The organism is Kurthia massiliensis, from assembly GCF_000285555.1.
GTDB lineage: Bacteria > Bacillota > Bacilli > Bacillales_A > Planococcaceae > Kurthia > Kurthia massiliensis.
Genome location: NZ_HE611002.1, coordinates 15,073 through 26,682, shown reverse-complemented (window position 1 = coordinate 26,682; position 11,610 = coordinate 15,073). Strand labels below are relative to the sequence as shown.

Sequence of the window (11,610 nt, the reverse complement as noted above, 5' to 3'; positions counted from 1 at the left end):
ACCCTAGGAGGCACATTTAAAATGGCTAAAGAAAAATTCGACCGTTCTAAAACGCATGCTAACATTGGTACAATCGGACACGTTGACCATGGTAAAACAACTTTAACAGCTGCAATCGCTACAGTTCTTGCTAAAAAACAAGGCGGTGAAGCTAAAACATACGCTGATATCGATAACGCTCCAGAAGAAAAAGAACGCGGTATCACTATCAACACTTCTCACATCGAATATGAAACTGACACTCGTCACTACGCTCACGTTGACTGCCCAGGACACGCCGATTACGTTAAAAACATGATCACTGGTGCTGCACAAATGGACGGCGCGATCTTAGTAGTATCTGCTGCTGATGGTCCAATGCCTCAAACTCGTGAACACATCCTTTTATCTCGTAACGTAGGTGTACCTTACATCGTAGTATTCTTAAACAAATGCGATATGGTAGACGACGAAGAATTACTTGAATTAGTAGAAATGGAAGTTCGTGACTTATTATCTGAATACGGCTTCCCTGGCGATGACCTACCAGTTATCAAAGGTTCTGCTCTTAAAGCTTTAGAAGGCGAAGAAAAATGGGAAGATGCTATCGTTGAATTAATGAACGCTGTTGACGAATACATCCCAACTCCAGAACGCCAAACTGACAAACCATTCATGATGCCTGTAGAGGATGTATTCTCTATCACAGGTCGTGGTACAGTAGCAACTGGCCGTGTTGAACGTGGTCAAGTTAAAGTCGGTGATGTAGTTGAAATCGTAGGTATCGCTGAAGAAACTGCTGAAACTACTGTAACTGGTGTAGAAATGTTCCGTAAATTATTAGATTACGCTGAAGCTGGCGATAACATCGGTGCTTTATTACGTGGTGTTGCTCGTGAAGATATTCAACGTGGTCAAGTATTAGCTAAACCAGGTTCAATCACACCTCACACTAAATTCACTGCTGAAGTTTACGTGTTATCTAAAGAAGAAGGTGGACGTCATACTCCATTCTTCTCTAACTACCGTCCACAATTCTACTTCCGTACTACTGACGTAACTGGTGTAATCACTTTACCAGAAGGTACTGAAATGGTAATGCCTGGCGATAACACTAAAATGAACATCGAACTTATCCACCCAATCGCTATTGAAGACGGTACTCGTTTCTCAATCCGTGAAGGCGGCCGTACAGTTGGTTCAGGTGTTGTTTCTAACATCGAAAAAGCTTAATTTTAACTTTCTCTCGTAGAAATTTTTAATTAACTTTCATAAACAGGTTACTCGTTCATTCGAGTAACCTGTTTTTTTAATTTCTAAAACTTAAATTGACTTCACTTTGTACAAAACTTATAATTGCTTTTGTTATCTACTATACTAAAGAAAGCAGGTGACATAGATGAATGCAGTAGTTGTAGCCGTAATCGTCATGCTTGTATTAAGTGTCCTACGCATTAACGTTGTATTTTCATTAGCAATTGGTGCAATTGTAGGTGGCTTAATTGCAGGGATGTCATTAAGTGATACATTAGAAGCGTTTATCGGTGGCCTTGGAGATGGCGCTGAAGTTGCGTTAAGTTACGCAATGCTCGGTGGTTTAGCAGTCGCTATTTCAAAAACGGGAATTTCAGAATTACTCGTCGCCTCGATTTTAAAGCTCGTGAAACGAAAAGGGGATTCGCAAAAGTCTGGTTTAATGAAGGCGTTGATCTTCATCGTCCTATTGTTGATGGCCATTTCATCACAAAACATTATTCCAATTCACATTGCGTTTATTCCATTATTAATTCCACCAATCATTAAAATTTTAAATATGCTACAAATCGACCGTCGTTTGATTGCTTGTATTTTAGCGTTCGGTTTGATTACACCGTATATGAGTTTGCCGTTCGGGTTCGGACTTGTATATCAAGGCATTGTGGCCGACAACATTTCGGCTGCAGGACTTGAGATTACACGTCACGACGTTTACGGTCCAATGCTCATTCCAGCAATCGGTATGGTATTCGGTTTAGTGATCGCATTTTTCGTATTCCGTAAACCACGTCAATATGAAGACATCAATGTCGAAAGTGAATTAATTGTACAAGTAAATAAGAAAAATATTATCGCAACGATTATTGCGCTTATTACAACGGTCATCATTCAAATTCCAGCAATCGTGCCACTCGCATCAGGACAAATGTTTTTAGGGGCATTAACAGGTGTATTCATTTTATACATTACAGGTGCGATTAAATGGAAAGAAGCAGATAGCGTATTGACAGATGGAATGCGCTTAATGGCATTTATCGGTATGGTCATGATTGCATCAAGTGGTTTTGCTGCAGTCGTAACTGCAACAGGTGATGTTGAAGGTTTAGTTGCTACTGCTAAAACGATACTCGGTGACAATAAAGCACTTGCCGTTCTTATTATGTTATTGATTGGTTTCTTTATTGATATGGGAATCGGTTCATCATTTGCGACGATTCCGATTATCGCGTCGATTTTCGTGCCAATTGCAGAAAGCTTCGGATTAAGTGCCGCAGCAATTATTGCCTTGATCGGTACAGCCGGTGCATTAGGCGATGCTGGTTCACCAGCGTCAGATTCAACGCTTGGACCAACTGCTGGTTTAAACGTCGACGGTCAACACGACCATATTCGAGATACATGTATTCCTACATTGTTGATTTTCAACATTCCATTGCTCGTTTCAGGATGGTTAGCAATCATGTTCTTCTCTTAATTTTATATTTCTATAGAAGAAAAGCCGTTTTCTGTACATAAGTTGACAGAAAAATGGCTTTTCTTTTTTTGGAGGGTAATGGGTTGATATCTGCGCCAAATTTTTATATACTAGGAAACGTTAAAAAAGCAGACGTAAATTTATATTTAAGAAAAGAGACACTTAGAATAGCGCAAATAAATTTTTTTAAAGAAAGTTGTTGCGTCTAAGATTTATATTATGTATAATATAAATGTTGGTCTTTGACTGCGATGAAACGGGAGGTTACCGACACACCCGGCCGCATTGCCATGGCGCGTGTGCGGAAAATTTCCGTGGAGAATTGTCTAGGAAATAGGCGAAAAGGGAGGGAAAATAATGGCAAAACAACAGATTCGTATTCGTTTAAAAGCATATGATCACCGTATTTTAGATCAATCTGCTGAAAAAATCGTAGAAACTGCTAAACGCTCAGGTGCTGGTGTATCAGGTCCGATTCCACTACCAACTGAACGCTCAGTTTACACAATTTTACGTGCGGTCCACAAATATAAAGACTCACGTGAACAGTTCGAAATGCGTACACATAAACGTCTAATCGATATCGTTAACCCAACACCACAAACTGTGGATGCGTTAATGAAATTAGATTTACCATCAGGCGTTGATATCGAAATCAAACTATAATGCATGGTAAAATACAAAAAAATTAATTTTTAAATATCCTCAGGAGGTGTGACACATGACCAAAGGAATCTTAGGTAGAAAAATCGGTATGACGCAAGTCTTTGCTGAGAACGGTGATTTAATCCCTGTAACTGTAATCGAAGCTACTCCAAACGTAGTTCTTCAAAAGAAAACAGTTGATACAGACGGTTACGAAGCTATCCAAATCGGTTTCGAAGATAAACGTGAAAAATTATCTAACAAACCAGAAAAAGGACACGTAGCTAAAGCTAACACTGCTCCTAAGCGCTTCATTCGCGAAATTCGCGATGCTGACTTAGCTGATTACGAGATTGGTCAAGAAGTCAAAGTTGAAATTTTCGCAGAAGGCGATGTAGTAGATGTAACAGGTGTTACTAAAGGTAAAGGTTTCCAAGGTGTTATTAAACGCCACGGTCAATCACGTGGTCCTATGGCCCACGGTTCTCGTTACCACCGTCGCCCTGGTTCAATGGGTCCAGTTGCTCCAAACCGCGTATTCAAACAAAAGAATTTACCTGGTCAAATGGGTGGCAACGTTGTAACTATCCAAAACTTAGAAATCGTAAAAGTTGATGCAGAACGCAACTTATTACTAGTAAAAGGTAATGTTCCTGGTTCTAAAAAAGCATTAGTAACAGTTAAATCTGCTATTAAAGCTAACTAATTTTCCGAAGAAAGGAGGAAACAGGAATGACAAAAGTAAACGTACTTAGTCAAACAGGTTCTTCTGTAGGTGAAATCGAATTAAACGATGCTATCTTCGGAATCGAACCAAACGAATCTGTACTATTCGACGCAATCGTTGCACAACGTGCTTCTTTACGTCAAGGTACACACAAAACTAAAGGTCGCTCAGAAGTTTCTGGTGGTGGTCGTAAACCATGGCGTCAAAAAGGTACTGGCCGTGCCCGTCAAGGTTCTATTCGCTCTCCACAATGGCGTGGCGGTGGTATCGTATTCGGTCCAACTCCACGTAGCTATGCATACAAACTTCCTAAAAAAGTTCGTCGCTTAGCACTTAAATCAGCTCTTTCAACTAAAGTTGCTGAAACAAACTTCGTAGTAGTTGATGCATTAACTCTTAATGCACCAAAAACTAAAGATTTCGTGAAAGTTCTTGCTGATTTATCAGTAGAATCTAAATCACTTATCGTTACTGCTGATGTGAATGAAAACGTAGCATTATCTGCTCGTAACATCCCTGGCGTAACTGTTCTAACAGTTGAAGGTATCAACATTTTAGATCTAGTATCTGCAAACAAAGTTGTTATCACTAAAGACGCTGTAGCTAAAATTGAGGAGGTGCTTGGTTAATGGAAGCACGTGAAGTATTAAAACGTCCTGTCATTACTGAGCTATCTTCAGAACAAATGGCAGAACAAAAGTACACTTTTGAAGTTGACACTCGTGCCAACAAAACAGAAGTTAAAAACGCAGTTGAATCTATCTTTGGCGTGAAAGTTGCGAAAGTAAACATCATGAACATTAAAGGTAAAAAGAAACGCGTTGGCCGTTACACTGGCTTAACTAACAAACGTCGTAAAGCTATCGTAACTTTAGCTGAAGGCGAAATCGAATTATTCGAAATGTAATATAGATTACATTCTAATTAATAAAGGAGGGAATACACATGGCGATTAAAAAGTATAAACCAACCACAAATGGCCGTCGTAACATGACGTCATCTGACTTTGCTGAAATCACAACTAATAAACCAGAGAAATCTTTATTAGCTGCTAAAAAACGCAAAGCTGGTCGTAACAACCAGGGTAAAATCACTGTTCGTCATAATGGTGGTGGTCATAAGAAACAATACCGTATCATCGATTTCAAACGTAACAAAGACGGAATCGTGGGTAAAGTTGCCACTATCGAATATGATCCTAACCGATCTGCAAACATCGCATTAATTAACTATGCTGATGGTGAAAAACGTTATATCCTAGCACCGAAAGGTCTAGTTGTAGGTATGACTATCGTGTCAGGCCCAGAAGTTGATATTAAAGTAGGTAACACATTACCACTTGCTAACATCCCAATGGGTACTACAATCCACAACATCGAATTAAAACCTGGTAAAGGTGGACAATTAGTACGTTCTGCTGGTACTTCTGCGCAAGTACTTGGTAAAGAAGACAAGTACGTAATCGTTCGCTTACAATCTGGTGAAGTACGTATGATCTTAGCAACTTGCCGCGCTACAATCGGTGAAGTTGGTAACGAACAACACGAACTTATCCACATTGGTAAAGCCGGTCGTAAACGTTGGATGGGTAAACGTCCTACAGTTCGTGGTTCTGTAATGAACCCTAACGATCACCCACACGGTGGTGGTGAAGGTAAAACTCCAGTTGGCCGTAAGTCTCCAATGACTCCATGGGGTAAACCTGCTCTTGGTTACAAAACTCGTAACAAGAAAGCAAAATCTAGCAAATTTATCATTCGTTCTCGTAAAAAATAATGTGATTAAGCTGCGGTTCACTAGTGGGATCGCGGTTGAATCATGGAGGGAGGTTCCGAAATGGCTCGTAGCTTGAAAAAAGGACCATTTATTGATGAACACCTTATGAAAAAGGTTGAGGCATCAAACAATTCTGAGAAGAAACAAGTTATTAAAACTTGGTCTCGTCGTTCTACTATCTTCCCGAACTTCATTGGCGAAACAATCGCTGTATATGATGGACGCAAACACGTACCAGTATACGTAACAGAAGATATGGTAGGTCACAAGTTAGGTGAGTTCGCTCCAACACGTACATTCAAAGGTCACGGTGGAGACGATAAATCAACTAAAGTACGCTAATTAAGAGGGGAGGTACACTATAATGCAACAAGAAGCTAAAGCTATCGCTCGCACAGTTCGCATTGCTCCTCGTAAAGTTCGTCTAGTAGTAGACTTAATCCGAGGTAAACAAGTCGGTGAAGCCATCGCTATTTTAAAACACACTCCAAAAGCTGCTTCTCCAGTAGTGGAAAAAGTTTTAAACTCAGCAATTGCAAATGCAGAGCACAACTATGATTTAGATGTAAACAACTTAGTTGTTTCTAAAGTATTTGTTGACGAAGGTCCAACATTAAAACGCTTCCGTCCACGCGCACAAGGACGTGCTAGCGCAATCAACAAACGTACAAGCCACATTACACTTGTGGTATCTGAGAAGAAGGAGGGATAATACGTGGGTCAAAAAGTACATCCAATTGGTTTACGTGTAGGTGTCATTCGTGATTGGGAATCTCGTTGGTACGCTGAAAAAGATTACGCAACATTACTTCACGAAGATATCAAAGTACGTAAATTCATCGAAGAAACTTTAAAAGAAGCTTCAGTTTCTAAAGTAGAAATTGAACGCGCTGCAAATCGCATCAATATTACAATTAGTACAGCTAAACCAGGTATGGTAATCGGTAAGGGCGGTCAAGAAGTAGAATCACTTCGTAAAGCTCTTAACAACATGACTGGCAAACGCGTACACATCAACATCGTTGAAATCAAACGCGCTGATCTTGACGCTCGCTTAGTAGCTGAAAACATCGCTCGTCAATTAGAAAACCGTGTATCATTCCGTCGTGCACAAAAACAAACAATTCAACGCACTATGCGTGCAGGTGCTAAGGGTATCAAAACTCAAGTATCTGGTCGTCTAGGTGGCGCTGATATCGCACGTGCTGAACACTATAGTGAAGGTACTGTTCCACTTCATACTCTTCGTGCTGACATCGACTATGCTCATGCCGAAGCTGACACTACTTATGGTAAATTAGGTGTTAAAGTATGGATCTACCGTGGTGAAGTCCTTCCTACTAAAAAGAACTCTGTGGAAGGAGGCAAATAATTATGTTATTGCCAAAACGCGTTAAATACCGTCGTGTACACCGTGGCAAAATGCGTGGTCAATCAAAAGGCGGCACAACAGTAACATTCGGTGAATACGGTCTACAAGCTCAAACAGCTAGCTGGATCACAAACCGTCAAATTGAGGCTGCTCGTATCGCTATGACACGTTACACTAAACGTGGCGGTAAAGTATGGATTAACATCTTCCCTCACAAACCTTACACTAAAAAGCCTCTAGAAGTACGTATGGGTTCTGGTAAAGGTGCTCCTGAAGGTTGGGTAGCAGTTGTAAAACCAGGTCGTGTAATGTTCGAAATCGGCGGCGTCACTGAAGAAGTGGCTCGCGAAGCACTACGTTTAGCATCTCACAAGCTACCAGTTAAGTGTAAGATCGTTAAACGTGAAGAAATTGGTGGTGAATCTAATGAAGGCTAATGAAATCCGTGAACTTGCAACTGTTGAAATTGAAGACAAAGTAAAATCACTGAAAGAAGAGCTTTTCAACCTTCGCTTCCAATTAGCGACTGGTCAATTAGAAAACACAGCTCGTATTCGTGAAGTACGTAAAGCTATCGCGCGTATGAAAACTGTTATTCGTGAAAGAGAAATCAGTGCAGATTAAACTGATAAAGGAGGTTTGCAAGCATGACTGAGCGTAATCAACGCAAAGTTTACACAGGCCGCGTAGTTTCTGACAAAATGGACAAAACTATTACAGTAGTTGTTGAAACATACAAGAAACACTCACTTTACGGTAAACGTGTAAAATACTCTAAAAAGTTCAAAGCGCATGATGAAAACAACACAGCAAAAGTTGGAGACATCGTACGTATTATGGAAACTCGTCCGCTATCAGCTACTAAACGTTTCCGTTTAGTTGAAGTTGTAGAAGAAGCGGTTATTATCTAATAAATTTCGGTTTCGGTATTTATTACTCAAAGATCCGAAGGGAGGTAACCTAAGTGATTCAACAAGAAAGTCGTTTAAAAGTTGCCGACAACTCAGGTGCTAAAGAAGTTTTAACTATCAAAGTACTAGGTGGTTCTGGCCGTAAAACAGCTAACATCGGTGATGTTATCGTTTGTACAGTTAAGAAAGCAACACCAGGTGGCGTTGTCAAGAAGGGCGAAGTAGTGAAAGCTGTTATCGTTCGTACAAAATCAGGTGTTCGTCGTCAAGACGGTACTTACATCAAATTCGATGAAAACGCGTGTGTAATCATCCGTGATGACAAATCACCACGCGGAACTCGTATTTTCGGACCTGTTGCTCGTGAATTACGTGACAGCAGCTTCATGAAAATCGTTTCATTAGCTCCGGAAGTTCTTTAATTCAGGAAAGTGCCAACAAGGAGGTGCGACACAATGCACGTTAAAAAAGGCGATAAAGTAAAGGTTATCTCAGGTAAAGATAAAGGCAAAGAAGGCGTTATCTTAGCTGCGTTTCCTAAAAAGGATCGCGTGTTAGTTGAAGGTGTAAACATCGTTAAAAAACACGTGAAACCAAACCAACTTAATCCACAAGGTGGTATCGTTTCTCAAGAAGCAGCGATCCACGTATCGAACGTAATGCTAATCGACCCTAAAACTGGCGAGCCGACTCGCGTAGGTTTTAAAGTTGAAGATGGCAAAAAAGTTCGTGTAGCAAAAAAATCAGGTAATGTTATTAACTAATTTTTAAAAAAAGAAGGGAGGTACAAACATGAGCCGCCTAAAAGAAAAATATGTAAACGAAGTATCATCAGCTCTAATGAGCAAATTTGAATACACTTCAACTATGCAAGTACCTAAAGTAGAAAAAATCGTAATCAACATGGGTGTTGGTGACGCTGTACAAAACTCTAAAGTACTAGATGCTGCAGTTGAAGAATTAACTTTAATCACTGGTCAAAAACCAGTTGTAACTAAAGCTAAAAAATCTATCGCTGGATTCCGTCTACGTGAAGGTATGCCAATCGGTGCAAAAGTTACTCTTCGTGGTGACCGTATGTACGATTTCTTAGATAAATTAATCTCTATTTCACTTCCTCGTGTACGTGACTTCCGTGGTGTTTCTAAAAAAGCATTCGACGGTCGCGGTAACTACACTCTAGGTGTTAAAGAACAATTAATCTTCCCAGAAATCGATTTCGATAAGGTTTCTAAAGTACGCGGTATGGATATCGTTATCGTAACTACTGCGAACTCTGATGAAGAAGCTCGCGAGTTGTTAACTCAATTCGGTATGCCATTCCAAAAATAAGATAGGAGGGCTAGAACGTGGCTAAAAAATCAATGGTTGTTAAACAACAACGTACAAAAAAATTCAAAGTCCAAGATTACACACGTTGCGAACGCTGTGGTCGTCCGCACTCTGTATATCGTAAATTCAAACTTTGCCGTATTTGTTTCCGTGAACTTGCTTACAAGGGACAAATTCCTGGCGTGAAAAAAGCCAGCTGGTAATCCCCTAAATTGGGAAGGAGGTAAAATGTAATGACTATGACAGATCCAATTGCAGATATGCTTACTCGCATCCGTAATGCGAACATGGTACGTCACGAAAAATTAGAGCTTCCAGCTTCTAAGATCAAAAAAGAAATCGCTGAAATTCTTAAACGTGAAGGTTTCATCCGTGACGTTGAGTATATCGAAGATGATAAACAAGGTATTATCCGTATCTTCTTAAAATACGGTCAAAATAATGAACGTGTTATCACAGGTTTAAAACGTATCTCTAAACCAGGTCTACGTGTTTACGCGAAAACTGAAGATGTTCCTAAAGTTCTTAACGGCTTAGGTATCGCTTTAGTTTCAACATCACAAGGCTTAGTTACAGATAAAGAAGCTCGCGCTAAAAAAATTGGCGGCGAAGTTTTAGCATACGTTTGGTAATTAGCAACAAAAGAATGGAGGTGCAATAACAAATGTCTCGTATTGGTAAAAAAATCATCGAGGTGCCTGCAGGCGTTACAGTTTCAGTTGATGCTGAAAACGTAGCAACTGTTAAAGGTCCGAAAGGCGAATTAGTTCGTGCTTTCCACAAAGATATGAAAATTACTCAAGAAGGCAACGTCCTAACTGTAGAACGTCCTTCTGATTCTAAAGAACACCGTACAAACCACGGTACAACTCGTGCTCTATTAGCTAACATGGTAACTGGTGTTTCAACTGGTTTTGAAAAAGCTTTAGAACTTGTCGGTGTCGGTTACCGTGCTCAACTGCAAGGTAAAAAATTAGTTCTTAATGTTGGTTACTCTCACCCAGTAGAATTTACTCCTGGTGAAGGTATCGAAATCGAAGTACCATCTAACACTAAAGTAATTGTTAAAGGTATTTCTAAAGAACAAGTTGGTGCATTAGCATCTAACATCCGTGACGTACGTCCTCCAGAACCTTACAAAGGTAAAGGGATTCGTTATGAAGGCGAATACGTTCGTCGTAAAGAAGGTAAAACAGGTAAATAATGCTGCTTAAGCATTAGAAAGGAGTGACCTTTAGTGATTACGAAACAAGATAAAAATCAAGTTCGTAAAAAACGTCATGCTCGCGTACGTGCTAAAGTTGCCGGTACAACTCAACGTCCTCGTTTAAATGTTTACCGTTCAAACAAACACATCTACGCTCAAATCATTGACGATATGCAAGGTGTAACACTTGTATCTGCTTCAACTATGGAAACTGGTTTTGAAGGCACTACAAGCAACACTGAAGCTGCTGCAAAAATTGGCGAAACTATCGCTAAAAAAGCTGCTGACAAAAACATCAAAGCGGTTGTTTTCGACCGTGGCGGTTACTTATATCACGGACGCGTACAAGCTTTAGCTGAAGCTGCACGTGAAAATGGTTTAGAATTTTAATAAGAAGGAGGTTCACATTCAATGGGTCACATTATTGACGCAAACAGTCTAGAACTTGAAGAACGCGTAGTTACTATCAACCGCGTTGCTAAAGTTGTTAAAGGTGGACGTCGTTTCCGCTTTACTGCATTAGTTGTTGTCGGAGATCGCAATGGCCATGTAGGTTTCGGTACAGGTAAAGCACAAGAAGTACCTGATGCTATTCGCAAAGCTGTAGAAGATGCGAAGAAAAACTTAATCGAAGTTCCACGTGTAGGTGGTACTACTCCTCACCTAGTGATGGGTAAATTCGGCGCAGGTAACATCATGATTAAACCTGCATCTCCTGGTACAGGAGTTATCGCCGGTGGTCCAGTACGTGCCGTACTAGAACTTGCTGGTATTACAGATATCTTATCTAAATCTTTAGGATCTAACACACCAATCAACATGGTTCGTGCTACTGTTAAAGGTTTATCTGAATTAAAACAAGCTGAAGAAGTTGCAAAACTTCGTGGTAAATCAGTAGAAGAACTTTTAGGTTAAGGGAGGGAAATTGAC

The 11,610-nt window shown here is 40.1% G+C and carries 21 protein-coding genes; all 21 read left to right on the top strand.

Features of this window, described 5'->3' with window-relative positions:
- The first annotated feature begins 21 nt into the window (after positions 1-21).
- Positions 22-1,212, top strand: a complete 1,191-nt coding sequence (gene tuf / locus KMHG_RS14000; protein WP_010290420.1) for an elongation factor Tu — start codon at positions 22-24, stop codon at positions 1,210-1,212.
- 166 nt (positions 1,213-1,378) lie between these two features.
- On the top strand, positions 1,379-2,710 hold the full coding sequence (locus KMHG_RS13995) for a Na+/H+ antiporter family protein (protein ID WP_010290419.1): 1,332 nt from the start codon (positions 1,379-1,381) through the stop codon (positions 2,708-2,710).
- Between the two features lie 357 nt (positions 2,711-3,067).
- Entirely contained in the window at positions 3,068-3,376 is a 309-nt protein-coding gene (gene rpsJ / locus KMHG_RS13990; protein WP_010290418.1) for a 30S ribosomal protein S10, read from the top strand.
- Between the two features lie 55 nt (positions 3,377-3,431).
- A complete protein-coding gene (gene rplC, locus KMHG_RS13985) occupies positions 3,432-4,061 on the top strand; it encodes a 50S ribosomal protein L3 (protein ID WP_010290417.1) in 630 nt (209 codons plus the stop codon).
- 26 nt (positions 4,062-4,087) lie between these two features.
- A complete protein-coding gene (gene rplD / locus KMHG_RS13980; RefSeq protein WP_010290415.1) occupies positions 4,088-4,711 on the top strand; it encodes a 50S ribosomal protein L4 in 624 nt (207 codons plus the stop codon).
- Positions 4,711-4,989, top strand: coding sequence for a 50S ribosomal protein L23 (rplW, locus tag KMHG_RS13975; RefSeq protein WP_010290413.1), 279 nt, complete (start codon positions 4,711-4,713; stop codon positions 4,987-4,989). The genes rplD and rplW overlap by 1 nt, the downstream gene beginning before the upstream one ends.
- 38 nt (positions 4,990-5,027) lie before the next feature.
- Positions 5,028-5,858, top strand: coding sequence for a 50S ribosomal protein L2 (gene rplB, locus KMHG_RS13970; protein WP_010290412.1), 831 nt, complete (start codon positions 5,028-5,030; stop codon positions 5,856-5,858).
- Positions 5,859-5,918: 60 nt separating this feature from the next.
- Positions 5,919-6,200, top strand: coding sequence for a 30S ribosomal protein S19 (gene rpsS / locus KMHG_RS13965; protein WP_010290411.1), 282 nt, complete (start codon positions 5,919-5,921; stop codon positions 6,198-6,200).
- Between the two features lie 22 nt (positions 6,201-6,222).
- Positions 6,223-6,570, top strand: coding sequence for a 50S ribosomal protein L22 (rplV, locus tag KMHG_RS13960; protein ID WP_010290409.1), 348 nt, complete (start codon positions 6,223-6,225; stop codon positions 6,568-6,570).
- A 3-nt stretch (positions 6,571-6,573) separates the two neighbouring features.
- The gene (gene rpsC / locus KMHG_RS13955; RefSeq protein ID WP_010290408.1) at positions 6,574-7,230 is read left to right on the top strand and encodes a 30S ribosomal protein S3; all 657 of its coding nucleotides are present in this window, start codon (positions 6,574-6,576) and stop codon (positions 7,228-7,230) included.
- A 2-nt stretch (positions 7,231-7,232) separates the two neighbouring features.
- The gene (gene rplP, locus KMHG_RS13950) at positions 7,233-7,667 is read left to right on the top strand and encodes a 50S ribosomal protein L16 (protein WP_010290407.1); all 435 of its coding nucleotides are present in this window, start codon (positions 7,233-7,235) and stop codon (positions 7,665-7,667) included.
- Complete coding sequence (rpmC, locus tag KMHG_RS13945; protein WP_010290406.1) at positions 7,657-7,854, top strand: 50S ribosomal protein L29; 198 nt, start codon at positions 7,657-7,659, stop codon at positions 7,852-7,854. Before rplP ends, rpmC begins: the two co-directional genes overlap by 11 nt.
- 23 nt (positions 7,855-7,877) lie before the next feature.
- The gene (rpsQ, locus tag KMHG_RS13940; RefSeq protein WP_010290404.1) at positions 7,878-8,141 is read left to right on the top strand and encodes a 30S ribosomal protein S17; all 264 of its coding nucleotides are present in this window, start codon (positions 7,878-7,880) and stop codon (positions 8,139-8,141) included.
- A 53-nt stretch (positions 8,142-8,194) separates the two neighbouring features.
- Positions 8,195-8,563, top strand: a complete 369-nt coding sequence (rplN, locus tag KMHG_RS13935; protein WP_010290403.1) for a 50S ribosomal protein L14 — start codon at positions 8,195-8,197, stop codon at positions 8,561-8,563.
- A gap of 33 nt (positions 8,564-8,596) precedes the next feature.
- Positions 8,597-8,905: a 50S ribosomal protein L24 gene (rplX, locus tag KMHG_RS13930; protein WP_010290402.1), complete on the top strand. Its 309-nt coding sequence runs from the start codon at positions 8,597-8,599 to the stop codon at positions 8,903-8,905.
- Between the two features lie 28 nt (positions 8,906-8,933).
- Positions 8,934-9,473, top strand: coding sequence for a 50S ribosomal protein L5 (gene rplE, locus KMHG_RS13925; RefSeq protein ID WP_010290401.1), 540 nt, complete (start codon positions 8,934-8,936; stop codon positions 9,471-9,473).
- 17 nt (positions 9,474-9,490) lie between these two features.
- Positions 9,491-9,676 carry a type Z 30S ribosomal protein S14 gene (locus KMHG_RS13920; protein WP_010290400.1) on the top strand — a complete coding sequence of 62 codons (186 nt, stop codon included), beginning with the start codon at positions 9,491-9,493 and terminating at the stop codon, positions 9,674-9,676.
- Positions 9,677-9,706: 30 nt separating this feature from the next.
- Positions 9,707-10,105, top strand: a complete 399-nt coding sequence (rpsH, locus tag KMHG_RS13915; RefSeq protein ID WP_010290398.1) for a 30S ribosomal protein S8 — start codon at positions 9,707-9,709, stop codon at positions 10,103-10,105.
- Positions 10,106-10,137: 32 nt separating this feature from the next.
- On the top strand, positions 10,138-10,677 hold the full coding sequence (rplF, locus tag KMHG_RS13910) for a 50S ribosomal protein L6 (RefSeq protein WP_010290397.1): 540 nt from the start codon (positions 10,138-10,140) through the stop codon (positions 10,675-10,677).
- Positions 10,678-10,710: 33 nt separating this feature from the next.
- Positions 10,711-11,070 carry a 50S ribosomal protein L18 gene (gene rplR / locus KMHG_RS13905; protein WP_010290395.1) on the top strand — a complete coding sequence of 120 codons (360 nt, stop codon included), beginning with the start codon at positions 10,711-10,713 and terminating at the stop codon, positions 11,068-11,070.
- A 21-nt stretch (positions 11,071-11,091) separates the two neighbouring features.
- Positions 11,092-11,595 (top strand): 30S ribosomal protein S5, encoded by a 504-nt coding sequence (gene rpsE / locus KMHG_RS13900; protein ID WP_010290393.1) that lies wholly within the window; start codon positions 11,092-11,094, stop codon positions 11,593-11,595.
- Positions 11,596-11,610: the final 15 nt, after the last annotated feature.